11 protein-coding genes and 1 pseudogene are annotated in these 26,907 nt (G+C 73.5%); 7 read left to right on the top strand and 5 right to left on the bottom strand.

The features are described 5' to 3' along the window. Positions 1-10: 10 nt before the first annotated feature. Positions 11-925 (top strand): YceI family protein, encoded by a 915-nt coding sequence (locus DIZ27_RS27325; RefSeq protein WP_109381159.1) that lies wholly within the window; start codon positions 11-13, stop codon positions 923-925. Between the two features lie 51 nt (positions 926-976). Here DIZ27_RS27325 and DIZ27_RS27320 read toward each other — a convergent pair whose 3' ends face one another. Next, positions 977-2,245: an FAD-binding oxidoreductase gene (locus DIZ27_RS27320; protein WP_109381118.1), complete on the bottom strand. Its 1,269-nt coding sequence runs from the start codon at positions 2,243-2,245 to the stop codon at positions 977-979. A 178-nt stretch (positions 2,246-2,423) separates the two neighbouring features. Here DIZ27_RS27320 and DIZ27_RS27315 point away from each other — a divergent pair, with 178 nt between their 5' ends. From DIZ27_RS27315 to DIZ27_RS27305, 3 genes are all read left to right on the top strand, one after another. Continuing rightward, positions 2,424-4,088 (top strand): CdaR family transcriptional regulator, encoded by a 1,665-nt coding sequence (locus DIZ27_RS27315; RefSeq protein ID WP_109381117.1) that lies wholly within the window; start codon positions 2,424-2,426, stop codon positions 4,086-4,088. 69 nt (positions 4,089-4,157) lie between these two features. Continuing rightward, the gene (locus DIZ27_RS27310) at positions 4,158-4,655 is read left to right on the top strand and encodes a carboxymuconolactone decarboxylase family protein (RefSeq protein WP_258308559.1); all 498 of its coding nucleotides are present in this window, start codon (positions 4,158-4,160) and stop codon (positions 4,653-4,655) included. Between the two features lie 87 nt (positions 4,656-4,742). Further along, positions 4,743-5,759, top strand: a complete 1,017-nt coding sequence (locus tag DIZ27_RS27305) for a questin oxidase family protein (RefSeq protein WP_109381116.1) — start codon at positions 4,743-4,745, stop codon at positions 5,757-5,759. Between the two features lie 123 nt (positions 5,760-5,882). Here the strand turns inward: DIZ27_RS27305 and DIZ27_RS27300 are convergent, their stop codons facing one another. Further along, a complete protein-coding gene (locus tag DIZ27_RS27300) occupies positions 5,883-9,257 on the bottom strand; it encodes a pyruvate carboxylase (RefSeq protein WP_109381115.1) in 3,375 nt (1,124 codons plus the stop codon). Between the two features lie 118 nt (positions 9,258-9,375). Here DIZ27_RS27300 and DIZ27_RS27295 point away from each other — a divergent pair. Together DIZ27_RS27295 and DIZ27_RS27290 are read left to right on the top strand one after the other, a co-directional pair. Continuing rightward, positions 9,376-10,548, top strand: a pseudogene (locus DIZ27_RS27295) (MFS transporter); the annotation flags it as partial. Positions 10,549-10,946: 398 nt separating this feature from the next. Next, positions 10,947-12,425 carry a glutamate-cysteine ligase family protein gene (locus DIZ27_RS27290; RefSeq protein ID WP_109381114.1) on the top strand — a complete coding sequence of 493 codons (1,479 nt, stop codon included), beginning with the start codon at positions 10,947-10,949 and terminating at the stop codon, positions 12,423-12,425. A gap of 53 nt (positions 12,426-12,478) precedes the next feature. Here DIZ27_RS27290 and DIZ27_RS27285 read toward each other — a convergent pair whose 3' ends face one another. After that, positions 12,479-13,201: an FAD binding domain-containing protein gene (locus tag DIZ27_RS27285; protein ID WP_109381113.1), complete on the bottom strand. Its 723-nt coding sequence runs from the start codon at positions 13,199-13,201 to the stop codon at positions 12,479-12,481. Between the two features lie 240 nt (positions 13,202-13,441). On the opposite strand from DIZ27_RS27285, the gene DIZ27_RS27280 reads away from it, so the two are divergent. After that, positions 13,442-25,681: a non-ribosomal peptide synthetase/type I polyketide synthase gene (locus DIZ27_RS27280; RefSeq protein ID WP_109381112.1), complete on the top strand. Its 12,240-nt coding sequence runs from the start codon at positions 13,442-13,444 to the stop codon at positions 25,679-25,681. Positions 25,682-25,702: 21 nt separating this feature from the next. Here the strand turns inward: DIZ27_RS27280 and DIZ27_RS27275 are convergent, their stop codons facing one another. Next, on the bottom strand, positions 25,703-26,281 hold the full coding sequence (locus DIZ27_RS27275) for a tellurite resistance TerB family protein (RefSeq protein WP_109381111.1): 579 nt from the start codon (positions 26,279-26,281) through the stop codon (positions 25,703-25,705). Positions 26,282-26,432: 151 nt separating this feature from the next. Beyond that, on the bottom strand, positions 26,433-26,861 hold the full coding sequence (locus DIZ27_RS27270; RefSeq protein WP_109381110.1) for a hypothetical protein: 429 nt from the start codon (positions 26,859-26,861) through the stop codon (positions 26,433-26,435). Positions 26,862-26,907: the final 46 nt, after the last annotated feature.

Raw genomic sequence — 26,907 nt, 5'->3', positions numbered from 1 at the left:
GGTGAACACCATGGTCCTCGGACTGCTGCGGCGCCTGCGCCCGCAGGGCGCCTCCGGCGCCTCGTCGGGCCTCTCGGTCCCCCTGCCGACCGGCGCGGGGGCGTTCGGCTGCGAGGCCGTCGATGCCCTGGGGCAGCCGCTGGGCGCGGCCGAGGTCACGGTGACCGCGCTGGACAGCCACCGCGTCGCGGCCCGCGGCACCACCGACCCGTACGGCTACTACATGGCGGTCCTGCCCCCCGGCAGGTACAGCGTGATGCTGACAGCGCAGGGCCTGTCACCCGCCCGCCAGACCGTCGACATAGTCGCCGGGGTGGCTCTCGCCCCCGCACGCGTCGTGCTGGAGCCCGGGCGCCAGCTGGAGCTGCCGCCCGCCGGCACCTGGTTGTTCGACCCTCCGCACACCGCGATCCGGTTCATCGCCAAGCACGTGGGCATGGCTCATGTCCACGGCCGCTTCACCCGGTTCGAGGGCGGCATCCGGGTCGCGGAGAACATGGGCGACTCCCAGGTCTCGGTGCGCATCGACGCCTCCAGCATCACCACGGGCAACCAGACCCGCGACAACCACCTGCGGTCGGCCGACTTCCTCGACGTCGAGAACTACCCGTACATCGACTTCACCAGCACTCGGTTCGCCTACCACGGCGGCTCCAAGTGGACCGTGCACGGCACCCTCACGATGCACGGCACCAGTCGCTCGATAGGCCTCGACACCGAGTATCTCGGCGCCGTGAACGGCGGCTACGAGCAGGAACTGCGCTGCGCCGCTCTCGCGAAGGCCGAACTGCATCGCGAGGACTTCACCCTCAACTGGCGTTCCATGCTCGCCCGCGGCATCGCCGTCGTCGGGCCGACGGTCCAGCTGGCGCTCGACGTACAGGCCATGTACCGGACCCACGACACACCGACCCCGCCCAAGTAGCGGACGGGCCGGCGGCGGGGCGGGCATTCCCGCCCCGCCGCCGGTAGCCGGTCAGCGCAGCGGGTCGAACGGCGCGAGCTGCGCGGGGCGTGCGCCGGTGACCATCGTCTCGGCGAGCAGCTGTCCGGTGGCCGGGCCGAGGGTGATGCCCCACATGCCGTGTCCGCCGGCGGCGAAGACCCGGGGCGAGCGGGTGGCCCCGATCAGGGGCAGTCCGTCGGTCGTGCAGGGGCGCGAGCCGACCCACTCGTCCTTGCGGGCTTCCAGGTCGGCGCCGCGCAGCAGCGGGCGGGCCGCCTCGGCGATGGCGTTGATCCGGCGCGCGTCCAGGGGCGCTTCCGGCTTGCGGAACTCCATCATTCCGGCGACGCGCAGCCGGTCGCCGAGCGGTGTGCAGGCGACGCGCTGGCCGGGGAAGTAGACGGGGCCGGACGGCACGTGCTCGATCGGGACGCTGAAGCTGTACCCCCGCCCGGCCTGTACGAGGGAGCGGACCCCGAACTTCCTGGCATGGCGGCCGAGCCAGGCTCCGGTGGCCAGGACCACCGCGTCGAAGCGCCGGTCCCGGTCGTCACCGGTCCGGACGATGACGCCGGTGGCCGCGTCCCGCACATCGGTGACCTCCGTCCTCTCCAGGATCTCGCCGCCCCGGGCGCGGACCGCGTCGCCCAGGGCGTGCACGAAGTGTCCGGGGTCGATGTAGCGCTGGCCGTGCAGACGGATCGCCGCGCCGATCTCGTTCGAGAGGGACGGCTCGATCCCCCGGGCCTCGTCGCCGTCGAGGACGTCGAACTCCATGCGCTGTCCGGCGGCGTGGATCTGTTCGAGTTCCTCCAGCAGGACCCGGCGTTCCCCTGCCGTGCGGTAGGCCGCGAGGAAGGACTTGGCGTCGAGGGTCCGCGCCTCGACGCCGCCTTCGGCCAGCGCGTCGAAGCTGGACAGCGACAGGCTGTTGATGGGGACGAGCGCGCGCATGGCCCGCAGCCACCGTGTCGCGGTGCTGTTCCGGGCGAATCCCGCGAGGAACCTGAGCAGGCCGGGGTTGGCGCTGGGCGGGACGTAGACCGGGGAGGACGGGCTGAGGACCGCGCGTACGCCGTAGCTGAGGACCGCGGGCTCGGGCAGCGGCGTCGCCAGGCCGGGGGTCAGCCATCCGGCGTTGCCCCAGGAGGAGCCGGCGGCCACTCCGTCGCGGTCGTACACGGTGACGTCGACGCCTCGCTCCTGAAGGAACCAGGCGGTGGACAGTCCGACCATGCCGGCACCGACGACGGCGACGGAGCGGGGGCCGGAGTGCGCGGGCGAGGCGGGGCGGGTCATGCGAAACCTCTTCTCCAAGGCGGTGGTGTCTTCGATGGTGAGCCCGGGCCGTGCCGTTGTCTTTGTGCTGTACGGCCAATCGGAGCCGTACATGTGGTGCCCCGGGAACCATGCCTCCAGGTCACAATGGGGGCATGACCCTGCTCATGAGCTGCTGCCGTCGCACCGCGGGGGACCGATGACGATCACGGTCACCGATCTGGTGGATTCCCTGGGCGCCGGATTCCTCCGTACCGTTGTGGCGGCCCGGGACGCCGAAGTGCACGACGTCGCCCTGGCCGAGCCCGGGGATGCCGTGGGGCAGCCGGGAGAGCTCGTCCTGGGGGTGGGTGTGGCCGACCGGGACGGGGCCGTCGCCCTGCTGGAACGGGCCGCCCGGGCGGCGGCCGGGGGCGTCGTACTCAAGGGCCCCTTCGCCGGTGATCCGCAGGTGGCCCGTGCCGCCCGCGAGCTGGCGGGCCCCGCGCTGGTCGAGCTGCAGCCGCACACGTCGTGGGCGCATGTCGTCTGGCTGCTGCGCGGCGTCATCGACCGGGCCTCCGCGCCCGACACCAGTCGCCTCGGCAGCCCTGGACCGCACGCCGACCTGTTCGCGCTGGCCGACGCGGCAGCCGAGATCATCGACGCGCCGGTGACGGTGGAGGACGCGCAGTCCCGGGTTCTCGCCTACTCCGCGCGGCAGGACACGACCGATCCGGCACGCGTCTCCACCATCGTGGGTCGGCGTGTGCCCCCGGAAACCCTCACCCATTTCCGGGCCGGCGGTGTCTTCCGCAGGCTCGCCCGCTCCAGTGACCCCATCTGGACCCCGGCCGGCCCCGACGGCACCCTGCCCCGGCTGATCATCCCGGTACGGGCCGGCGGTGAGTGGCTCGGTTCGATCTGGGCGGTGGTCCGCTCCCAGGTCCCCCCGGAACGCATCCGGGAGCTCAGCGACGTGGCCTCAGTCCTCGCCCTGCATCTGCTGCGGCTGCGTGCCGAGGCCGGTATCGCACGGCGGGTCTCGACGGGTCAGCTGCGGGTGGCCCTGCGCGAGGGTGCCGCCTCCGGCAGCGGTCCGGGCGCCGCACCCGGACCGGTCGTTCCCGGACCGGGCGCCGCGCCCGCGCTGCCGGCGGGTCCCTGGCGGGTGGTGGCCTTCGGATCCCCCGACGGGACCGACATACGCAGGCAACTGGATCTGTGGGAATCGGTCGCCCTCCGCTTCGGCTGGCACCAGCCCTTGCTGACCGACCTCGACGGGTTGCTGTTCGGCCTGGTCGCCGAACGGCCGCGGGGCAGACGCCCCGTCACCGCCGGGGGTATGGCCGATGCCGGTGCGGGCACCCTGGACTGGCTTCGGCATGTGCTGCGTGAGGTCCACGCCCATGACCCGGGTCTGTACGCCGCGGCGGGCTGCCCCGCCGACTCCCCCGACCAGTTGCCCCGTGCCACCGCGGAGGCCGGCGAACTCCACCGGCTGATCGGCACCGGCCGGCTCCCGCTCCCCGACCGGACGGGAATCGTCCTGATGGAGGACGCCTGGGACGCCGTCGTCGTGGAGCGTGCCACGGCGGCCGTCGGGATCGACACGGGCCTGCTCGGCGGACCGCTCGCCGCGCTGCGCGCGCACGACGAGGAGCACGGCACGCCGTATCGCACGACGCTCGCGGCCTGGCTGGACCACTTCGGTGACCCGCAGAGCGCCGCGCGGCTGTTGCGGATCCATCCCAACACGCTGCGCTACCGGCTGCGCAAGCTCGACGAGGTGGCCCCGGTGGACCTGTCCTCGCCCCGGGTGCGGCTGGCACTGCGGCTGCAGCTCACGGCGATGGGCGAGGGACCGCGTCCGGCCGGCCGATGAAACTACATTTTTCAACAATCATGGATGATGGGAGCAGAGGTTCAGACACCGCGCGATGAAGGAGTTCACGTGACCCAGACGGCAGCGGAGAGCACGGACCAGCGGGTGTTCGTCGACAAGCAGAGCCCGGCCGCCTATCGCGCGCTGGCGGCCACGGCCGAGGCGGTGCGCGGGGTCGCGGCCGACGCCGGTCTGGACCGCGTCCTCGTCGAGCTGATCAACATCCGGGTCTCCCAGCTCAACGCCTGCGCGTTCTGCCTCAGTCTGCACACCACGCGGGCGCTGCGCGCCGGCGAGACCGCGCAGCGCCTGGGCGTGCTGGCCGCCTGGCGCGACACCGAACTGTTCCATCCGCGCGAGCGCGCCGCGCTGGCACTCGCCGAGGTCACCACCCTGCCCACGGACGCCGACGCGCAGAGCACCGCGTACGCGCTCGCGCGCTCCGTGCTGTCGGAAGACGAGATCTCCGCCGTGATCTGGGTGGCGATCACCATGAACGCCTTCAACCGGGTCTCCGTCCTGAGCAAGCACCCGGTGCGCAGCCGCACCGCGACACCGGAAACGTAGTCAGTCGGGGCCGGTCGGGGCCGGTCTCATCGGTCCTAGGTCTGCGGCCCGTTACCCCGCCGCGGCGCCGCGCCTAACGTCCCGTCCATGGACACGACAGGCACACTCGACGAAGCTCTCCAGCGGCTGCACACCTTCGGACCGGAGCGGCTCGGCCGGCTCACCAATCACGCGCCGATGGCCGTGGAAGCCCTGACCACGCACGGGCGGGCCGGTGCGGTCCACCGGTGGCTCGACCTGTACGCGCGCAAGCTCGAGGACTTCCCGGCCGGGAGCGAGCCGGTCACGGCCGTCAACTGGCCCTCGGCGCTCGGCGACCCCCGCCGCACCGCCGACTGGATCGACTGCTTCGGCCGTGAGCTGGCCGAACGCCCCTGGCGTGAGGTGCTCACCGAGTGGTGGCCCCGGCTCCTGCCCGGCCTGTACGGCGGTTCCACCCATCCGGTCATCCGGGTGGGACACGCCGTGCGGACGCTCCTGGCCGGCGAGGCCACCGAGCCGCGTCTGGCCGAACTCGGGCACGGCCTCGGCTACTGGGCCGCCCGCCACCGCCCCATCGCGGCCCCGGCACCGCTGCCCGGCTCCGGCAGCGCGGCCGCCGCCCTGGACGCGGTGAGGCCGCTCGCCGCACAGGACGGCGGCTTCGCCGACCGGCTCCCCCGGGTCACGGGCCTGCCGGTGTGGGCGGCCACGGTCACGGACCCGGACGAAGCCCGCCGCCGACTCGGCGAACTGGTGCGGGCCGCCACCCACCGCTACGCCACCCACGGCCACGGCGAGGAGACCATGCTGGTCCACGCGGCCACGGCCCCCAACGCCGTACTGCGCAGCATGCCCGCCCTGCCGCGTGCCCTGTGGGTACCGAGTCTGCGGGCCGCCTGGACGGTGTCCGCGGCGGTGACCGCGATGTACGCGCCGCGCTCCCCCGTCGCGTACGCCCCGCCGGGGCCTCTCACCCCCGACGAGGTCTTCGAACGGGCGCTGGCGCACGGCGACGAACACGTCATCAAACTGGCCGACACCGCCCTCGACGTCGGCGACGAACCGGCTCTGGCGGCGGCCCTGCGCGCCGTCGACCTGAGCGAGCCTCCGGGCCTTGGGTGAGTTCCGGGTGCCCGACCGGCCCTCCTGGTGTGCGGCTGGACCAGGTCGGCGTCCAGCGCGGGGGCGGCTCGTGCTCGCCGCGGCCCAGTACACGCAGGAGGGCCTCCACTGTCTGCGGTCGGGTCAGGCGAGTTCCACGAGGAGGTCGCCGCCTTCCACCTGTTGGATGCGGTTGATGGCCAGCCGGCTCACCGTGCCGGACTTCGGGGCGGTGATCGCGGCTTCCATCTTCATCGCCTCGATGGTGGCCACCGTGGCCCCCGCGTCCACCTCGTCGCCCTCGGCGACCGCGAGGGTCACCACTCCGGCGAACGGCGCCGCGACATGGCCGGGATCGGTCCGGTCGGCCTTCTCGGTGACCGGGACGTCGGAGGCCGCCGCCCGGTCGCGAACCTGGATCGGCCGCAGTTGACCGTTCAGGGTGGACATCACCGTGCGCATGCCACGCTCGTCGGCGGCGCCCACGGCCTGGAGCTCGATGAGCAGCCGCACCCCGGGGTCGAGGTCGACGGTGTACTCCTTGCCGGGGCGCAGCCCGTAGAAGAAGTCCTTGCTGTCCAGGACGCTGGTGTCGCCGAAGGTCTGGCGGTGGGTCTCGAACTCGCGGGCCGGACCGGAGAACAGCAGCCGGTTGAGCGTGGCCCGACGGTCCTTCGCCAGTCCGGCACGGTCGTCGGCGGTCAGTTCCCGCACGGGCTTGGCGTCGGCGCGGCCCCGCAGTGCCTTGGTACGGAAGGGCTCCGGCCAGCCGCCGGGCGGGGTGCCCAGTTCGCCGCGCAGGAAGCCGATGACGGAGTCGGGGATGTCGAACCGGTCCGGATCCTGTTCGAAGTCCCGCGGGGAGACCCCGGCGCCCACCAGGTGCAGTGCCAGGTCACCGACCACCTTCGACGAGGGGGTGACCTTCACCAGGCGGCCGAGTATCCGGTCGGCGGCGGCGTACATCGCCTCGATGTCCTCGAAGCGGTCGCCCAGCCCCAGGGCGATGGCCTGGGTGCGCAGGTTGGAGAGCTGCCCGCCGGGGATCTCGTGGTGGTAGACCCGGCCGGTGGGTGAGGCCAGGCCCGCCTCGAAGGGGGCGTAGACCTTGCGGACGCTCTCCCAGTACGGCTCCAGGTCGCCGACGGCCTGGAGGTCGAGGCCGGTGGGCCGCTCCGAGTGGTCGGTCGCCGCGACGATCGCCGACAGGGACGGCTGCGAGGTGGTGCCGGCCATGGACGCCACCGCCCCGTCGACCGCGTCCGCTCCGGCCTGGATCGCGGCGAGGTAGGTGGCGAGCTGACCGCCGGAGGTGTCGTGGGTGTGCAGGTGGACCGGCAGGTCGAACTCCCGGCGCAGGGCCGACACCAGGGTCGCCGCGGCAGGTGCCCGGAGCAGGCCGGCCATGTCCTTGACGGCCAGGACGTGCGCGCCCGCGTCGACGATCTGCTCGGCCAGGCGCAGGTAGTAGTCCAGGGTGTAGAGCCGCTCGGACGGGTCGGACAGGTCGGCGGTGTAGCACAGGGCGACCTCCGCGACGGCCGTCCCGGTCTCGCGTACCGCGTCGATGGCGGGCCGCATCTGGGCGACGTCGTTCAGCGCGTCGAAGATGCGGAAGACGTCGATGCCGGTGGCCGCCGCCTCCTGGACGAAGGCGTCGGTCACCTCGGTCGGGTACGGCGTGTAGCCCACGGTGTTGCGGCCGCGCAGCAGCATCTGCAGGCAGATGTTCGGTACGGCTTCCCGCAGGGCGGCCAGGCGCTCCCACGGGTCCTCGGCGAGGAAGCGCAGGGCGACGTCATAGGTGGCACCGCCCCAGCACTCCAGGGAGAGCAGTTCGGGCAGGGTGCGCGCCACCACCGGGGCGACGGCGAGCAGGTCCTTGGTGCGGACCCGGGTGGCGAGCAGCGACTGGTGGGCGTCGCGGAAGGTGGTGTCGGTGACGCCGACGGTCGGTGACGCGCGCAGCCAGCGGGCGAAGCCCTCGGGGCCGAGTTCGGTGAGCCGCTGCCGGGACCCGGCCGGCGGCTCTCCGGCGGACAGCCGGGGCAGCTTGGTCATCGGGTCGATCAGTTCGGGCCGTTCGCCGTGCGGCTTGTTCACCGTGACGTCGGCGAGGTAGGTCAGCAGCTTCGTGCCGCGGTCGGCGGAGTGGCGTGAGGTGAGCAGGTGCGGACGCTGCTCGATGAACGACGTGGTGACCTGTCCAGCTTGGAACTCCGGATCGTCCAGCACGGCCTGCAGGAAGGGGATGTTCGTGGCGACGCCGCGGATGCGGAACTCGGCCACGGCGCGCCGGGCCCGGTTGGCCGCGGTGGTGAAGTCCCGGCCCCGGCAGGTCAGTTTCACCAGCATCGAGTCGAAGTGGGCGCTGATCTCCGTACCGGCGTGGGTGGTGCCGCCGTCCAGGCGGATGCCGGAGCCGCCGGGTGAGCGGTAGGCGCTGATCCGTCCGGTGTCGGGGCGGAAGCCGTTGGCCGGGTCCTCGGTGGTGATGCGGCACTGCAGCGCGGCGCCCCGCAGGGTGATGTTCTCCTGGGCGAGACCGAGGTCGGCCAGCGTCTCACCGGCGGCGATGCGCAGTTGCGCCTGCACGAGGTCGACGTCGGTGACCTCTTCGGTCACGGTGTGTTCGACCTGGATGCGCGGGTTCATCTCGATGAAGACGTGGTTCCCGTCGCGGTCGACGAGGAATTCCACGGTCCCGGCGTTGCGGTAGCCGATCCGGCGGGCGAAGCGCACGGCGTCGGCACAGATCCGGTCCCGCAGCTCCGGGTCGAGGTTCGGCGCGGGCGCGAGTTCGATCACCTTCTGGTGGCGGCGCTGCAGCGAGCAGTCGCGCTCGAACAGGTGAATGACGTTGCCCTCGCCGTCGGCGAGGATCTGCACCTCGATGTGGCGGGGCTCCACGACGGCCTTCTCCAGGAAGACCGTGGGGTCGCCGAACGCGGACTCGGCCTCCCGCGAGGCGGCCTCGACGGCCTCCCGCAGCTGGGTGGGACCCTCCACGCGGCGCATTCCGCGCCCGCCGCCACCGGCGACCGCCTTGACGAACACGGGGAAGCCGATGTCGTCGGCGGCACGGACGAGTTCCTCCACGTCGGTGGAGGGCGCCGAGGACCCGAGCACCGGCACGTCCGCCTCACGGGCCGCGGCCACCGCGCGGGCCTTGTTCCCGGTGAGTTCCAGGATCCGGGCGTCCGGTCCGACGAACGTGATGCCCGCGTCCTCGCAGGCGAGGGCCAGCTCGGGATTCTCGGACAGGAATCCGTACCCCGGGTAGACGGCATCGGCTCCCGCCCGGCGCGCCGCGCCGATGATCTCCTCGACGGAGAGGTAGGCGCGCACCGGATGCCCCGGCTGCCCGATCTCGTACGCCTCGTCCGCCTTGAGCCGGTGCAGCGAGTTGCGGTCCTCGTGCGGAAAGACCGCGACGGTTCGGGCGCCCAGTTCGTAGCCCGCGCGAAACGCCCGAATCGCGATCTCACCACGGTTGGCTACCAGCACCTTGCGGAACATTCTTGATCCCTTCAGCCTGCCGGGTGACGAAGACCATGGTGTCGGTGCCACGCCCGCTACGCCATGTGAGCCGGGCCACTCACCGGCATCTCCGGAACAGAGGGCACCGTGCGCGGCGACGGCGGGCAGCGCCCCCCGGACCGGGCTGGTCGTCTTCTTCGAGATGGCCCCCTACGTGGCGGTCAAGACGCTCACCGGCTCCTTGGTGGACCGGATCGGCCCGCGGGCCGTTTCCTGGACCGTCGATCCGGCGAGCGCGGCCGCCGCGGTTCCCCTCCTCCACGCCCTGGACCTGCTCTCCTTCCCCTCCTGCTGGCCCTGGTCGCACTGAGCGGCGCGGCCCGGGGCCCCGGCGACCTGGCCAAGGGGGTCGTGGTACCGGAGGCGGCCGAGCGCGGCCGGGTACCGATGGAACGGGCCACCGGTCTGTCCGGGGTGGCCGAACGGCTTACCTCCACGATCGGCCTGGCATCCGGCGGCGCCCTGGTGGCGCTGCTCGGTCCCCTGACAGCGCTGACCGCCAACGTTGGCTGCTTCGCCCTCGGATCGGTGATCATCGCGCTGTCGCTGCCTCGCGGCGCGGGGCGCGCCGCCACCGCACCGCCCTCGCCGGCCGGGTTCGCCGGAAGCAGGCTACTGGCGACGGTTCGCGGCGGGCCTCACGTTCTTCCGCGGTGACCTGTTGCTGCTGACGATCGCTTTCACGGCCGCCGTCACCAACCTGCTGGACACCGCGTTCAACTCGGTGCTCGTGCCGGTCCGGACCGACGAGTCCGGGAACGGGCCCGGCGCGATCGGCCTGTTGGGGAGCGTCCGGGGAATCGCCGCGGCGTACGCGCACCGGCTGCGGCGTCGGCTGGTGTTCTTCACCGGGTTCCCGCTCGCCGGGGCACCGAGATTCCTGGTCCTCGCCCACGACGCGCCGATGGGGGCGGTACTGGCCGTGTTCGCTCTCAGCGGTTTCGGCGTCGGCTTCGTCGACCCGGTGCTGGGAGCCGTGCTCTTCGAACGGATCCCCCGCCGGATGCCGGGCAGGGTCAAAGCGCTCACCACGTCACTGGCCTGGGCCGGCATGCCACTGGGCGGGCTGATCGCCGGGGCGGCGGTGGCTCCGGCCGGGCTCGTGCCGGTGCTGCTCGGTGGAGGGGCCGTGCCCTTCCTCACCACGAATCTGGCCGGTCTGAGGCCGGAATGGCGTCAGATGGACCGTGCGGGTGGGCACGGCACCGGGGAACCGCAGCCTGAGAAGCCGCGTTCCCCGGTTCGTTCTCCGGAGAGGAAACGCCGCTGAGCGGCACTCGGGGGGAGCGTTGGGCAGGCCTTGCACCTGCATCTCCCCACGGGGAGCAGGGCGTCTTGCCTTGGACCACCAACGCGTGAGAATCGCCGGACGCGCTGCCACGGCGTCTTCACGATGCACGCTAGCCCGGTCCGCGCGGCGGTTCGCAACCGAGGTACGCCGATGGGGTGCCGCGGCGGTTCCGGGGGCCGCCGACGGGTGGTGGAGGGGCGAGGGCGCCGGGGCTTCAGGAGTCCGTCGCCCAAGGAGCGTTTCCCTGCCCGCCAGGTACCCCACCCGGGTACCTGGTGGCCCGGGTGTCCTGGTGGGTCCCGTCTGGTCGGAGTCGCCCGGTGGTGCGAGGCTGGGGTGGAGAGGTGTCCGAGGACGGGGGGCCGGGAGGCAAAGCGATGGGACGCGACGTCCCGGCGTTGGTGTTCACCCGTGAGGACCGCCGCCGGTACCGGATCAAGATGCAGGAGTGCCTCGACACGTTCGCACAGATGCTGCGCGAGGCACGGTTCGAATCCGAGCGGCCCCAGGTGGGGTTGGAGATCGAGCTGAACCTGGTCGACGACCGGGCGGAGCCGGTGATGCGCAACCTCGACGCGCTCGAAGTGATCGCGGACCCCGCCTGGTCCACGGAGCTGGGCCGGTTCAATCTGGAGATCAACGTGCCGCCCCGACAGCTGACGGCGGGCGGCCCGGACTCCTGGGAGTCCGAGATCCGCGCCGCGCTGAACCACGCGGAGCGACGCGCGAAGTCGGTCGGCACCCATCTGATCATGACCGGTATTCTGCCGACGCTGCGGCAGGAGGACGTGGGTGAGTCGGCGCTGTCGGAGAACCCGCGCTACCGGCTGCTCAACGACCAGATCTTCGCGGCCCGGGGCGAGGACCTGCACATCGAGGTGGACGGCATCGACCGGCTGCGGACCTACGCGGACACGATCACCCCCGAGGCCGCGTGCACCAGCACCCAGTTCCATCTCCAGGTGTACCCGGAGCAGTTCGCCGACTACTGGAACGCGGCGCAGGCGATCGCGGGGGTGCAGATCGCGCTGGCGGCCAACTCACCGTTCCTGTTCGGCAAGGAACTGTGGCACGAGACCCGGATCCCGCTGTTCGAGCAGGCCACCGACACCCGCCCGCAGGAGATCAAGGTGCAGGGAGTGCGTCCCCGGGTCTGGTTCGGGGAGCGGTGGATCAACAGTGTCTTCGACCTCTTCGAGGAGAACCTGCGGTACTTCCCGGCGCTGCTCCCCCTGTGTGACGAGCAGGATCCCGCCGAGACGCTGGACCGCGGCGACATTCCCGAACTGGGCGAGCTGACCCTGCACAACGGCACCATCTACCGCTGGAACCGTCCGGTCTACGCCATCGCGCACGACAAGCCGCATGTCCGGGTGGAGAACCGGGTGCTGCCGGCCGGCCCCACCGTGGCCGACACGCTGGCCAACGGCGCCTTCTACTACGGGCTCACCCGTGCCCTGGTGGAGGAGGAGCGGCCCGTGTGGTCGCGGATGTCGTTCTCGGCCGCCGAGGAGAACCTGCACACGGCGGCACGGCACGGCATCGAGGCACGGCTGTACTGGCCCGGGATGGGCGAGGTGCCGGTGCCCGAGCTCGTGCTGCGGCGGCTGTTGCCGCTGGCACACCGCGGGCTGGAGCTCTCCGGCATGGACGAGGTCTGGCGGGAGCCGCTGCTCGGCATCATCGAGCAGCGGTGCGTCACCGGGCGCAACGGGGCGGTGTGGCAGAAGGAGATGTTCCACCACATCGACGCCTCGGCCCACTGCGGCCGCCATGAGGCCCTGCGGCGAATGACGCAGGTGTACATCGACTACATGCACCTCAACGCCCCGGTGCACACCTGGCCCGTCGACTGACGTGGGCCCGGCGCACCCCCACGGCCGGCTGGAGCGGTGAGCCGTCGGTGCCGTCAGCCGTCGGTGGCCCGGCCGAGGACCCCGGACACCTCCCGGCGCATCACGTCCCGGGCTGCCGGGGGGAGCGAACCCAGATCCGTGCGGTCCAGGGCGTCCAGCACCTCGTCCGTGTCGGCCGCGCACCGCGTGCTCCCGCCGTTCACCTCGTAGCCGTCACGGACGGCGACGCGGACACGGCGCTGTCCGTCCTCCTCGGCGTGCACGGCGGTGGCGACGACGAGCGGCGGCGGTCCGCCCACCTCGCCGGGCGCCTTGTGGTACCCGCTCGTCACGGGGTCGCGCCAGCGCAGGCTGAGCAGGAGGTGACGCTTGGCCACCACCTCGCCCAGATCGGTCTCGTAGGTCCCGTCCCGGTCCAGCACGGTGGCGCGCGCGTCCAGGACGAGCGCTGCCGGCAGCAGGCAGCGCAGGGTGCTTCCCACGATGTTGCCGCCGACCGTGGCCGTCCGGCGCACGGCGCCGGTGCCCACGGTGGCGGCCGCGCCGCGCAGGACCTCCGGCACCCGGTCGTCGATCCGGTGCAGCAGAACGGCCGCGCCCAGGGCCTCGCGCTCGAGCACATTGGCCTCCGGGAGGCTGCGCAGGGACATCGCCTGCTCGGGGAAGCCGTCCCGCTGCCAGAGTGCCCACACGAGGGTGGCTCCGCCGATGGGCACCGCTCCCTCGGCCATGCAGTTCTGTGCTTCGGACAGGGACGTGGGCAGACGCAACAGCACGGCGGTCGACCTGCTTTCCTCTGCTTCGGCGGAAGGAACCGGGTACTCCGCGCATGATCACGGACACTGCATTGTCCGTACGGCCACGGGGGCGCGTACAGGGCTCACGCATGCACCGTGTGCGCTGGAGGTACGCCCCGCGAGAGGCAGCACGGCAAAGCAACCTGTCCCGGCTCCGGACCGTCCCACACAACGCATGCCTCACCACACCGCTTGCCTCACCGACGAACGAACGGACAGATGAACGCCGCGACGCTGCTGGACGTCCTGCTCGATGCCGCCCACCGCTCCCCCGACCAGGTGATCGTCCATGTCCGGGGGGACGGCGGCGAGGTGGCCGTCACCTTCCGGGAACTGGTGGACCGGGCGCTGCGCGTCGCGGGCGGTCTGCGTGCGGCACATGTCGCGCCGGGCACCTGCGTTCCGGTGCTCGCGGAGGACAGCGCGGACTTCCAGCCCCTGTTCTGGGGCGTGCTCGCGGCCGGTTCGGTACCGGTGCCGCTGGCGCCGGACGCGCGGCGGGTCCGGCCGGTGTGGGAGCACCTCGGCCGTCCCCCGGTCGTCGTGGACGCGGCCTGCGCTCCGGTGGCCGCCGAACTCCCCGGCGGCGCCGAGGTCCTGCGGCTGGACGCACTGCGGGCGTGCCCGCCCGTGGCCGCTCCCGCCGAAGTGGCCCCGGACGGACTGGCCTTCCTGCAGTTCTCGTCGGGCAGCACAGGTGCGCCCAAGGGCGTGGAGCTGACCCACGCGGTCGTCCTGGCGAACCTGCGGCAGCTGACCGAGGCCTCCGCCCTCACGGAACACGACGTGGTGGTCAGCTGGATGCCGTACTTCCACGACATGGGCCTGATCGGCACTCATCTGGCACCGCTGGCCGCGCGGGCCAAGCAGGTGAAGATCGGCCCCCTGTCGTTCGCGAAGAATCCCCGGCTGTGGTTCGACGTGGCCGCCGCGCATCGCGCCACGATCCTGTCGGCGGCCAACTTCGCCCTGGCCCTGACCCTCCGCCGGGTTCCCGCCGAGGTGTTCGCCGGGCTGGACCTGAGCGCGGTGCGGTTGATCCTGGTGGGGGCCGAGCCGATATCGGCGACGGTGTGGCGGGACTTCACCGCCAGGACCCGGGCGGCGGGGCTGGATCCGCGGGCGGCGACGCCGGTGTACGGGCTGGCCGAGGCGACGTTGGCCGTCGCGTTCCCGCCGCTGGGCGAGGTGGCCGTGCCGGTGGCCGTGGAGCGCGCCGCGCTCAGCCGGGGCCGTGTGGTGGAACGGGAACCCGGCGGTGATGCCGTGGAGTTGATGGATGTCGGCGTACCGGTGCCGGGTTGCTCGGTGCGTATCACCGACGACGGGGGCCGGGTGCTGGGCGACCGGCGGGTGGGGCACATCGAGGTGAGCGGTCCGCAGATCGCACGCGGCTACCACGGTCTGCCGGACGCGACGGCGCGGTCCTTCGCGGACGGCTGGCTGCGCACCGGCGACCTGGGTTTCCTCCGGGACGGCAGGCTGTGCGTCAGCGGCCGGCACAAGGACGTCCTGTTCGTCAACGGCCGTACGTTCCACGCCCCGGACCTGGAGGAGGTGGCGGCCGGCACGGCGGGGGTACCGGCCGGTACGACGGTGGTGGTCGGGTCGACCGACCCGGTGGGCGGCGGGGAGCGGGTGGTGGTGTTCGTCGCCTGGGCGCGACCGCCGCGTACCGCGTCCGAGGTGCTGGACCGGGTCGCGCGTCGGGTCCGCGCGGCACTGGGCCACGACGACGTACGGGTGCTCGCGCTGCCGCCGTCCGCCTTCCCCCGCACGACGAGCGGAAAGGTGCGGCGGCAGCGCATGCGTTCCCGGTTCGAGGCGGGGGCGTACCGGCCGTCGGCGCGTTCCGGTGCGGTGCCCGGCGACCCGGTGGAACGGCCGCGGCCGTCGTCCGCGGGGCCGGGGTCGGCGCCCCGTTCCCGCGGGGAGGTCCGGCGTGCGGTGCGTGAGGCGTGGGCCGGGGTTCTGGGGCTGCCGCAGGCGTCGTTCGGGGACCGGGAGCGGTTCGCCGAGCTGGGCGGTACCTCGATCAGGGCCATGGAGGCGCTCGCCGGGCTGGAACGGTCCCTCGGTGTCGCTCTGGGACCGGCGGTGATGCGCAACGACACGGTCGCCACGCTCACCGACCACCTCATGGACGTCGTCGGGACGGATGCCGCGGAGGGCACGTCCGCCGAGAGGGAGGCGGCGGCGTACGGGCAGGAGGGAGCGTCCGCCGCGGGCCGTGCGGACGGTGTGTCCGCGACCGCCGTGGTGGGGCTGGCCTGCCGGTTTCCCGGGGCCGACACGCCGGAGGAGTTCTGGGACCTGCTCACCGGCGGGCGAGACGCCGTCTCCGCGGTGCCTCCGGGCCGCTGGAGCGCTCACGGCCGTACGGAACCGGAGCAGCCGGCGCGTTGGGGAGCCTTCCTCGACGACCCCGCCGCCTTCGACGCCGGCCACTTCGGCATCGGCGACGAGGAGGCGCGCACGCTGGATCCGCAGGCGCGTGTCTTCCTCGAACTCGCCCACGAGGCACTGGAACGCGCCGGGTACGCGGGGCCCCGGCGGCGGGGCCTGCGGACCGGGGTCTTCGCCGCCGTCGGCGACAGCGGCTACCGGCAACTCCTCGCCGAGGCGGACCCCGCGGGCGCTTCCGCGGACGCGACGGCCCTGACCGGCAATCTCCCCAACCTGGTCGCCGCGCGCGTGGCACACTGCCTCGACCTGGACGGCCCGGCACTGGCCGTGGACACCGCGTGCTCCTCGGGCCTGGTGGCGCTGCATCTGGCCCGGCGCAGTCTCGCGGACGGCGAGTGCGACGTGGCGGTCGTCGGCGGGGTCAACCTGCACCTCACCCCCTCCGCACACCAGGCCCTGGAGGCGGCCAAGGCCCTGTCACCGACCGGGCGCAGCCGTGCCTTCAGCACCGCGGCCGACGGGTTCGTACCGGGTGAGGGCGGCGCGGTCCTCGTCCTGCGGCGCCTCGAGGAGGCCCAGCGGGACGACGACGTGGTCCTGGCCCTCGTACGTGGTACCGCGGTGAACAACGACGGTACGTCGCTGAGTCTGATGGCGCCCAACCCGCTGCGGCAACGCGAGGTGATCGACCGGGCCTACGCGTACTGCGGTGTCGACCCGGCGTCGGTCTCGTACGTCGAGGCCCACGGGACGGGTACCGCCGTGGGGGATCCGATCGAACTGCGCTCCCTCGCCCATGCCTTCCCGGCCCGCCCGGACGGCCGGCCCCGGCTGCTCGGCTCGGTGAAGACCAACGTCGGGCACCTGCTGAACGCGGCGGCGCTGCCCTCCCTGGTGAAGGTGGTCCTGGCCCTCGGGCACGGGCGGCTGCCGGCCTCCCTGCATCACGCACCGGTCTCCCCCGCAGTCGAGCGGTCCGGGTTCGCCCTGGTCACCGAGGTGACGGCCTGGGAGTCGTCCGGGCCGCGCAGGGCGGGGATCAATGCCTTCGGCTTCGGCGGCACCAACGCGCACGCCGTACTGGAGCAGGCGCCGCCTTCCCGTGCTCTGCCGCCGGGCGGGGATGCCCGCGGCCCGAACCTGCTCACCCTGTCGGCGGGCAGCGCCGCCGGGCTCGACGCGTGGGCGGCACGGGTCTCGGAGCAGCTGCGCGACCACCCGGAGTTCACGGAGGGTGATGTCTGTCTGACGGTGGGCGCCGCACGCGACGAACGGCCGCACCGGCTCGCCGTCGTGGCCGCCGGCGACCTGCGTGAGCGGCTCGCCTCGGTGCGCGCCGCCGACGGGGCACCCGTGCCGGGCGCGGTCGCCGGGACGGTGACGCACCGGCCCCGGACCGTCTTCGTCCTGCCCGGTCAGGGCGGCCTGCGGCCGGGGCAGGGGCGGGAGTTGTACGACACGGCACCCGTGTACCGCACGACGCTCGACGAGGCCTCGGCGCTGGTGGGAGCCGTACACGGGCGGGAGCTGACGGCCTGGTGCGTCGACGGCGGAGTCGACGCCTCCTCGCTGGCCGCGACCGAGGTGGCACAGCCGCTTCTGGTGACGCACGGCGTCGCGCTCGCCCGGCAGTTGACGGCCTGGGGGGTGCGGCCCGACGCGGTGGTCGGGCACAGCGTCGGTGAACTGGCGGCCGCCTGCGTCGGCGGCATGCTGTCGTTGTCCGAGGCGGTGCTGTTCGCCGCGGAACGAGGACGGCTGATGGGCGGTTCGACCGCGCCGGGTGCCATGGCGGCGGTGCGGGGCGCCGACGAACGGGCGGTGGAGGACCTGGTGGCGGCCTCCCCCGGTGACCTCGCGGTGGCGGCGTACAACGGTCCCGGCCGGCTGGTGATCTCCGGCACCCCCGACGCGGTGCGGCAGGCGTCGGAACTGCTCACCGCGCAGGGCGCGACGGTCCGTGCGCTGCGGGTGCCGCGCGCCTTCCACTCGCCGCTGATGGCACCGGTCGCACCCGGGGTGAGCGATGCGGCACGCAGGCTGCTGAGCCCCTCGGTGCCCGCGCTCGCGGTGATGAGCACGCTCACCGCCGAGTGGCAGCCGCGCCTGGACCCGGACCACCTGCGCGAACACGCGCTGCGGCCGGTCCTGTTCGGCCGGGCCGTGGACCGTCTGCTGGACGAGGGCTACGACACGTTCGTGGAACTCGGCCCGGGTGAGAACCTCGCGGGTCCCGTCCGTGCGGTGGCCGCCCGCCGCCGGGGGCACCTCGGCGGCGCCCATGACGGCACTCATGACGGCGCCCTTGTGGTGTCCGCCCCCGTGCAGCGGTCCGGCACCGGGGCCGCGCCGGGCGGGGCACGGGAGTTGATGGAGACGGTGGCGCGGCTGTGGGTGCGCGGGGTGCCGCTGGACCGTACGGCGCTCGACGCGGGCCACCGCAGGGTGCAGTTGCCACCGTACCCGTACCAGCGGCGCAGGCACTGGCCCGAGCCCGATGCGCCCGGACTGCTGCACCGCGTCGGCTGGCGGCCCGCGCCCCTGCCGGGCGCCGGTCTTCCCGGCCCCGTGCTGGTGACCGGCGCGGACCCGGTGGCGGTGCGCCGCCTGGCGGACGGGTTCGCCGCCGTCGGCGTGCGGGCCGTCACGGCCGACGATGGTGAGATCCGTCCGCAGACGGTGGTCCTCCTCGGCGGGCCGGCCCGGCCGGACCCGGCGGAGGGCCTCGAAGGGGACCTGCGGCAGGCCGTCGCGGCGTTCCAGGACGCCCTCGCTCTGCTCGACCGGTCCGGAGCCCGCCGCCTGCTGGTCGTGACCGAGGACGCGCACGTCACCGGGCACGGTGTGGAGCACGCGGTGCCCGGGCAGGCGGTCCTGGGCGGTCTGGCCCTCGCCGTGCCGGAGGAGTCGGCCGGGGTGGTCGCGAACTGGATCGACCTCTCGTCCCGCGACGCACCCGGCTCTCCCGACTCCCCCGACGGCGAGCGGCTGCTCCGTGCCCTGGCCGCCGAGTCGACGGCGCCGCAGGCGGCGGGAGCCGTGGCCTGGAGGGGAGGGCAGCGCCTCGTACGGTCCGTCGCGCCGGAAGTGGCCGGAGCGGCGGGAGCGGCGGGAGCGGCGGGAGCGGCGGGCAAGCCGGTCTGCGAGGACCGGCTGCCGGTCGACGGTGCGTATCTCGTCACGGGCGGTGCCGGAGGCATCGGGTCCGCACTGGCCCGGGACCTGGCGGGCCGGGGCCGGCCGGTCCTGGTGCTGGCGGGACGGTCCCCGAACCCGCCCTCGGGTCTGCTGGAAGAGCTCACCGACCTCGGTGCCGACGCACGCTACGTCATGGCCGACCTCACGGCGCCCGGCGACGTGGAGCGGCTCGTCCGCGTGCTGCCGCCGCTGGATGCCGTGTTCCACGCGGCGGGCGTGGCACGGCCCGGCAGCCTGCGCGGGACGGGCGTGCGGGAGACGGTGGACGCGCTGGGGGCGAAGACCCTGGGCACGGTCCTGCTGGCCGGTGCGTTGCAGCGGCACGGGCAGCGTCCGGGGGTGTGTGTCGCGTTCTCGTCGGTCTCGTCGGTGCTGCCCGGCCTGGCCGGTGCGCTGGGCGGTTACGCGGCGGCCAACGCCTTCCTCGACTCCTTCGCCGGAGCAGAGCGCCTGGCGGGCCGGCCCTGGCTGTCGGTGAACCTGGGCCCGTTCGCCGAGACGGGCCTCGCGGTCGCCGCGGGCCTCGGAGCACTCGACGGCGCCGGAAGCCGCACGGCCGTCGCGGGCGGCGGAGGCCGGCCCCTGGCCACCGCGCCCGCGCTGGCCGCGTTGCGCACGGCGTGCGGCACCGACGCCGCTCAGCTGGTACTCGCCGACCTGGCGTCGGCGACACGGCCTGCCGCCGTGCCGCGGCATCCCGCGCGGCCTACGGCCGTCGAGAGGACCGGCGACACGGACGACGCCGGTCGACGCCGGCCCGCGACGCCCTCGGACACCGCTGTCGTGCTGCGGGAACTGCTGGCGCAGTCGCTCGGTGTCCCGGCGTCCGCCGTCGACGACGACACTCCGTTCCTGCGGCTCGGCCTGGACTCGCTGGGCGCCGTCGACCTGGTCAAGCGGCTGGAGCGGAGGCTGGAACGGCAGCTGCCCACCACGCTCTTCTTCGAGCACCGGACGGTGCGTGAACTCACTGCCCACCTGGAGGATCACACCGGCGAGCCCTCCGCACCGGCCACGAACGGGCCCGGGCCGGGTGACGGGTCCGGTGCCGGGAACAAGCCGCCCTTCGCCCTGACGCCCGTGCAACTCGCGCTGTACACCAGCAGCAGGCTGCACCCGGACGTCCCGGCACGGGGGCATCTGCGACTGACGGTCCGCGGCCCGCTCGACACCGGTCTGCTCGGCCGGGCGCTGGCGGCGCTGGCCGAACGGCACGGCATGCTGCGGCTGCGGGTGGCCGACGTACGTGAACCGGGCGGGCTGCCGACACAGCGCACGACGCCGCCGGTGCCGCTGTCGGACTGGTACGAGGTGCGCGACTGCGCCGCCGACGAGGTGGACGTTGCCGAAACGGCCGTGTGCAACCAGCCGTTCGACCTGGCGGCGCTGCCGCCGATCCGGGCCGTACTGCTCCGCCGGGAGCCGGCGCTCGCCCATCTGCTGCTGGTGGTGCACCACGTGGCGGTGGACGGCTACAGCCTGAACCTCCTCGCCGAGGAACTGTGGAACACGTACACCGCTCTGTGCCACGGCGAGCGTCCGCAACAGGCGCTCGCAGCCCCGGACTTCGCGCAGTACGCGTCGAGTCTGCCGCCGTCCGACTCCGCTGAGCGGCGTGCCGACCGGCGCTACTGGTCCGAGCGCCTCGCCGCACGTGGCGAACCACTGCGGTTGCCGTACGACAGTGATCCCGACGCGCCCGCGTCCGGCCCGTCCGGCCCGATCGTGCAGCACTACGGCGAGCTCGACGCGGAACTCACCGCCGGCCTGGAACAGTTGGCCGCCGCGCACGACATCTCCCTGTTCCACCTGCTGCTCGCCGCGTATGTGCGCTGCCTGGCCCGGTGGTCGAAGGGCCGGGACGTCGCCGTGAACGTGGCCAGGGCCCGTCGCGAGGACCGCTTCGAGGGTGTGGAGCGGTTGGTCGGCCCACTCGCCGACACTCTTCCCCTGCTGTGCCGGACGGCTGACGATGAGGGAATCCTGTCCCTGGCGGAGCGGTTGCGCCGGACCTGGTTGCAGAGCGAACGGCACGCGGGGCTGAGCAGTCTGGACCTGGCCGCGCTGCTTCCCGGTGCCGCGCCCGGTGCCGGATCAGGCCCCCGGACGGTGAGCCCGGCGGGCTTCAGCTTCGCCCGTTTCCCGGTGAGCTCGGCCGCGGACTGCCCGGTGGAGGTACGGGCGACGGCGGCCGGCACCGGGTCGGCCGCGACCCGGCTGAGTCTGCTGTGCTGGGCGGACGGCCCGCTCCTGCGCTGGTCGTGGAACTTCCCGGAGCCGCTGTTCCGGCGGGCCACCGTGGCACGACTGGACCGGGAGTTCCGCGCCGAACTGGCCGCGGTGCCGGGCACACCGCCGTCGCCCGGCTCGGCAGCACCGTCGCCGGATGCCGGCACCGTTCACCCGGTGCCGTCACCAGTGCCGTCCCCGCTGGTCGCGCGGCTGCTCGACCGGTTCCGGGACCGGCCCGACGCGGTCGCGGTGGACGCCACTGCCACCGTGGACGCCTCGGACGCCGCGGGTGCGTCGCTCAGCTACGGGGCGCTCGACCGCGCTTCCGCTCTGCTCGCCGCGCGCCTGCGCGCCCTCGGCGTACGGTCGGGTGATCTGGTGGGCCTGCTCACCGAGCCAGGCGCCGACACCGTCGTCGGTGTGGTGGGCATCCTGCGCGCCGGAGCCGGCTGGGTCCCGCTCGACCCGGAGCATCCCGTCGCGCGCCTGACCGGCCAACTGGTCCGCACGGGCACCACCACCGTGGTGTGCCACGCCCCCACCCGGCAGACCGCCGACGCGCTCACGGCCGTACGGGCGGTTCCCGTCCTCGGGGACGCACCGGTGGACGGTGGCGTTCCCGTGACCGTACCGGAGCCGCCTGCCGCGCCTGCCGCGCCGCCCGGTGCCGAGGCGATCGCCTATGTCATCTTCACCTCCGGTTCCACGGGACGGCCCAAGGCGGTACCGATCACCCACCGGGCGATGGAGAACTACCTCGACTGGGCCGTCGCCGCCTTCGGCTACGGCGCCGGCGACCGCCTCGCGCAGACCGCCTCGCCCTGCTTCGACGCCTCGGTGCGCCAGTTGCTCGCCCCTCTCCTGGTCGGCGGCACCGTGGTGACGGTGCCGCGGGCCCTGCTGCGGGATCCCGAACTGCTGCTCACCCACGTGGAGCGGGCGCGGGTGACCGTGTGGAGTTCCGTGCCGACGCTGTGGGAGCAGTTGCTGTCCGCCGCCGAGGCGAGGGCGCGGAGCGGGACGGGCCTGCCGGACCTGACCGCGCTGCGCTGGGTCCATGTCGGCGGGGAGGCACTGCCCGTGGACCACGTGCGCCGCTGGTTCGACCTGTTCGGGAACGGCGCGCGCATCGCCAATCTGTACGGGCCCACCGAGTCGACCGTCAACGCCACCTGCCACGTCATCGACTCCCGCCCCGGCGACGAGGTGCGGCAGCTGCCGATCGGACGCCCCGTGGCCGGAACCGACCTGGAGGTGGTCCGCGCCGACGGCACCTCCTGCGAGCCGGACGAACCGGGTGAACTACTCATCGCGGGAGTCGGCTTGACCCCCGGTTACCTGGATGAACCGGAGCTGACCGGGCGGGCGTTCACCCTGCGGGCGGGGCGGCGCTGGTACCGCAGCGGAGACCGGGTCCGCCGGTCGGCCGACGGCACCGTGGAGTTCCTGGGACGGATCGACGACCAGGTGAAGATCCGTGGGAACCGGGTGGAGCCGGGAGAGGTCGAGGCGGCACTCCAGGGATGTCCCGGCGTCGCGCGGGCGGTGGTGATCGCGCATGAGGGGCGATTGCTCGCCTTCGTCACCCCCCGGTCCGCGGCGGACCGGCCGGACACCCGGAAGGTGCGCCGGTACCTGGCCGGTCTCCTGCCGTCGTACATGCTCCCGGCCCGGATCACCTGCCTCGACGCGCTGCCCCTCACGGGCACCGGCAAGGTGGACCGCCTCGCACTGGCCGGCCCGTCCCCCGGCTCCGGCGCGACGGCGGTCCGGGACAGTGTTCCCGCCGATTCGGCGTTGCCGGACGGTGCCGGGACTCCCCCGGCCACAGCGACCGAACGACGCATGGCGGAGATCTGGTCCGACGTGCTCCAGGTGGCCTCGGTACGCCGGGAGGACGACTTCTTCGACCTGGGCGGTGACTCGCTGCTCGTCCTGAGGGTGTTCTCCCGGCTCTCGGAACTCGAAGCGCCGCTGCCCCGGCCGACCGTGATCTACCGTCATCGCACCCTCGCGGCGCTCTCCGCGGCCGTCGACGCCGTCGCGGTGGAGCCGCGTTCCGCTTCCCCTACCCCTACCCCCTCTCCTTCCCCGGCCGCGGACGACCGCACGGCCCCGTTCCCCGTCACGCCCGGTCAGCGCGGTTTCCTCCTCGCGGAGGCTCTCTCGCCGGGCGGTGGTACCTGGCTGGCGCGGCTTCGGCTGTCCGGACCGCTGGACCCCGATGTCTTCCAGGCCGCGGTCGACCTGCTGGTGGAACGTCACGGCATGCTGCGCACCGTCTTCCCGGCCGGTGCCCGTCCGCCCGTCCAGCAGGAACTGCCGCCGTCGCTGCGTCTGCCGGTCGCCTTCACGACGGTCGCGACCCCTGCCGAAGTGGACGAACGGGCCGCGGCCGAGGCGGCACGGCGCCTCGAGCCCTGGGCCTGGCCGCTGATGCGGCTCCAGGTGCTGAGCCTGGCCCCGGAGGAGCACGTCCTGCTGGTGCACGCGCACCATGTCATCGGCGACGGATACAGTGCGGCGCTGCTGATGCAGGAACTGACCGAGGTGTACGACCGGCTGACCGGCGGCAGCGACGCACCCCCGCTCCCGCCGCCGCGCGGCGACTTCCGTGACCACGTCCGGTCCTCGACGCAGGCCGGGCACCAGGCAGGTGTCGCCGGGCGGGCCCGGGCGCGGCGCCGGGCCCGGGTGTGCGCCCCGTACCGACCGCCGGTACTGCGGACCACCGTCAGCGGCAACGGCGAGGAGGAGCGAACCGGGGCCTGCAGCGACGTCATGTTCCGCTCCGCGGAGTTCACCCTCGGAGCCTCCCCGACGGCGGCACTGCGCGCGCTCGCCGCCCGCGCGCGGACCACCCTCTACGCGCCGCTGCTGACCGCCTACTACCAGGAGCTCACGGCGCTGACCGGCCGACCTGACCTGATCGTGGGGCTGGCGGTGAGCGGCCGGGACGGAACACTGCCCGACGCGCACCGGGTCTTCGGCCCGTTCGCCACGGCCGTACCCGTACGGCCGGCCTCCGCCCGCACCTCCGCCTCCTCCTCCGACGGGCCCCTCTCCGACGGGGACTTCGACGACGCGCTCCGCCGCGTCGCAGCGGAGGCGGAGGAGGCACGCGCCCATGAGGACGTGATCCCCCGGAGTACCGACGGGCTTCCCCTGACCTCGCAGTTCTTCTTCACCTTCCTCGACTTCTCCGCGCTGGCTCCCGCGGACGGCGGGACGCTGCGGTTGTCGTGGGAGTCGGGCGACAGTACGTTCCTGCCGCCTGCGGCCACGACGGACGTGTTCATGGCGGTACGGCCCGACACGGACGGGGTGCGGGTCACGGTCCGGGGCTCGGCGGCGGCGTTCGCACCGGGCACGCTCGACCGTTTCGCCGAATCGGTGCGCCGGCGTCTCACCCGGGCCGCCTCAGGTGGCGGTGGCGTGCCGGATCAGCCCGGAACACGCCGGCCCGCGCCGCGTCCCTCCGGTTCGGGTGGCCACCACGGGCCCGGGACGCGGGACACGATGGACGCGGCCTTGGTCGGCTACCTGCCCGCACCCGGCCATCTGGCGCGCCTGGCGGGTCTGCCCGGGTCGGCACTGCCTCGGGCCGAGCTGCGCGACCTGCTGTTCCCCGACGGCGTCCCGCGTCTGCTGGAGACGATCAGTACGCCACTGGGCCGGTCCGGTTTCGTCTGCGTTCCGCTCTTCGCCGACGAACTCACGGCGGGCGGCGGGCTGGTGGGGCACACGGTCCGTGCCGTGTCGCTCGCCGCCGCACAGGGAGCGCGCTGTGTGTCCCTGGCGGGGATGATTCCGTCGCTGACCGGCTACGGCTTCGACGTGCTGCGGTCCGGAAGTCGTCCGGCGGCCGTGACGACGGGGCACGCGGCGACGGTGGTGGCGGTGGTCAGGACGGTGCACGCGGCGCTCGGCGCCACGGGCCGGGATCTCTCGGATCTCGACGTGGCGTTCGCCGGAATGGGTTCGATCGGCGCCTCCTCCCTGGAGTTGCTGCTGTCCCTGGCCGCCCGGCCTCCCCGGCGTCTGCTGCTGTGCGACGTGCGGGGCAGCGGGCCACGACTGGCCGCGCTGGGACGGCGGTTGCGGGAACGTGGACTGGTCGGTGCGGGCGGCGTCGAGGTGGCGGAGTCGGATCGGGTGCTGCCGGACGCGGTCCACGGTGCGGACCTGCTGGTGACGGCGGTGAGCGGCGCCACCGCGGTGCTCGACGTCGACCGGCTGCGACCGGGGGCCATCGTGGTCGACGACTCCTTCCCGCACTGCTTCGACACCGAGCGGGCCCTCGCACGCATGCGGGAACACGACGACGTGCTGGTGCTGGGCGGCGGGCTGCTGCATGTCGGCCGCACCGACCGGGAGGTCGCCGAGGATCTGCCGGCCGTGGCGGCGGCCGGCTACCTCGCCCAGCCCTGGATCGAGGGCACCCTGGCGTCCTGCCGCGCCGAGTCCCTGCTGCACGCGGCCGGCCACGGACTGCCGCTGGTGCACGGCCTGGTGGACGCCGGGGTGGCCCTGGCCTACTGGGACGCCGTGGAACGGGCCGGGGTGTCGGCCGCCCCCCTGCACCTGCTCGGTCACACCGTCGGAGGCGCTCCGGCGGTGTGACCGAAGGGACCTGGGCGGCCCTCAGACTCCGAATTCCGTCGGTGAGAGGTTCAGGGCCGCGCAGGCCTCACGGATGGCGTACTGCTCGGACGCCTCGAAGGTGCCGTCGGCACCGGCGATGACCATGCCGGTCTGGACGACCGCGCGTGCCTCGACGGGCTTCTTCGCCGCCTTGGCGATGTCCTGCAACGCCCGCACCCTGCCCGCCTCGAAGTCGGCCACGAGCTGGTCCACGTGGTCGTTGAACCGCTTGCGGAGCTGGTCCGGCGGGAAGTTCTGCAGGACGTCGTTGGAGACGATCAGCTCCTCCACGCGCTGCCGCTCCGCCGGATCCACCCGCCCGTCGGCGGCCGCGACCAGCGCGCACATCGCCATGCTGGCGTCCCGGTAGGCGCCGCTCTTGAGCTCCGCCTTCGCCGAGGCGAGCTGGGACTTCAGCAAGCCCATCAGCTGGGCCTTGGAGCCGCCGGAGGACGAACCGCGCGCAGGGCCGCCGGCCGGTGCCGGTCCGGGGTTCCCGTACTGCCCGCCTCCCGCCCGCGTGCCCTGGGACTGTTGCAGCGCCCTGGCCTGGTCCTTGACACGGTCCCACATCGCCACTGGTTCCACCTCGGCTTCTGTTGCTGTCTCTCCGGTACCGGTCGTCGGTCCCGGATCTCACGGTCCGAGCGGTCAACGGACGCGGCGGCGACCGTGTTCCCCCACAACAAAAGAAAGGTAAAAATACTTACAGTGACCCAACGCGTCGGGGTCAGGCTTCGGCACGGTCCGCGGACTCGGGGGTCACCGCACCCTCGCCGGGGTTGCCCGCTGCGGCGGTGCGCCGTTCGTACCGCAGCGCCGCACCGGTCGCGACCGCGCCGAGGCCCTCCCACACACCGACGCCGATGAACGCCTCGGGCGCCCGCCCGGTGAAGACGGCGACCGTGAACACCGTGCACGTCAGCAGCCGGAACGGCACCGTCCACCGGAAGAAGGCCCGCCAGTCGGCGAGCGCCGCCAGTATGTAGTACACGCCCATGTTGAGCGCCGCCATCGAGGACGCCGTCACGAAGGCCGGCGTGAGGTCGCCACTGCCCCGCCCGCCCGGAGCCGCGAGGCCCAGCAGCGACAACTGCGCGGCCGGCGCGATCAGGCCGACCGCCCCCAGAGCGGCGGCGATTGCTCCGAAGACGGCCATGGTCCAGCCCGAGGCTGAGCGGGGAGAGCGCACGCGGCGATCGTAA

Origin of the sequence: Streptomyces sp. NWU339, assembly GCF_003143855.1 — a bacterium.
Taxonomy (GTDB): Bacteria; Actinomycetota; Actinomycetes; order Streptomycetales; family Streptomycetaceae; genus Streptomyces.
This window is presented reverse-complemented; position numbering and strand designations above follow the sequence as displayed.

Bases quoted from the DNA above. Each gene is read 5' to 3' on its own strand.
- DIZ27_RS27305 (WP_109381116.1), top strand. From the start codon at position 4,743: ATGGACACGACAGGCACACTCGACGAAGCTCTCCAGCGGCTGCACACC.
- DIZ27_RS27320 (WP_109381118.1), bottom strand. From the start codon at position 2,245: ATGACCCGCCCCGCCTCGCCCGCGCACTCCGGCCCCCGCTCCGTCGCC.
- DIZ27_RS27290 (WP_109381114.1), top strand. From the start codon at position 10,947: ATGGGACGCGACGTCCCGGCGTTGGTGTTCACCCGTGAGGACCGCCGC.
- DIZ27_RS27300 (WP_109381115.1), bottom strand. From the start codon at position 9,257: ATGTTCCGCAAGGTGCTGGTAGCCAACCGTGGTGAGATCGCGATTCGG.
- DIZ27_RS27280 (WP_109381112.1), top strand. From the start codon at position 13,442: ATGAACGCCGCGACGCTGCTGGACGTCCTGCTCGATGCCGCCCACCGC.
- DIZ27_RS27270 (WP_109381110.1), bottom strand. From the start codon at position 26,861: ATGGCCGTCTTCGGAGCAATCGCCGCCGCTCTGGGGGCGGTCGGCCTG.
- DIZ27_RS27325 (WP_109381159.1), top strand. From the start codon at position 11: ATGGTCCTCGGACTGCTGCGGCGCCTGCGCCCGCAGGGCGCCTCCGGC.
- DIZ27_RS27315 (WP_109381117.1), top strand. From the start codon at position 2,424: ATGACGATCACGGTCACCGATCTGGTGGATTCCCTGGGCGCCGGATTC.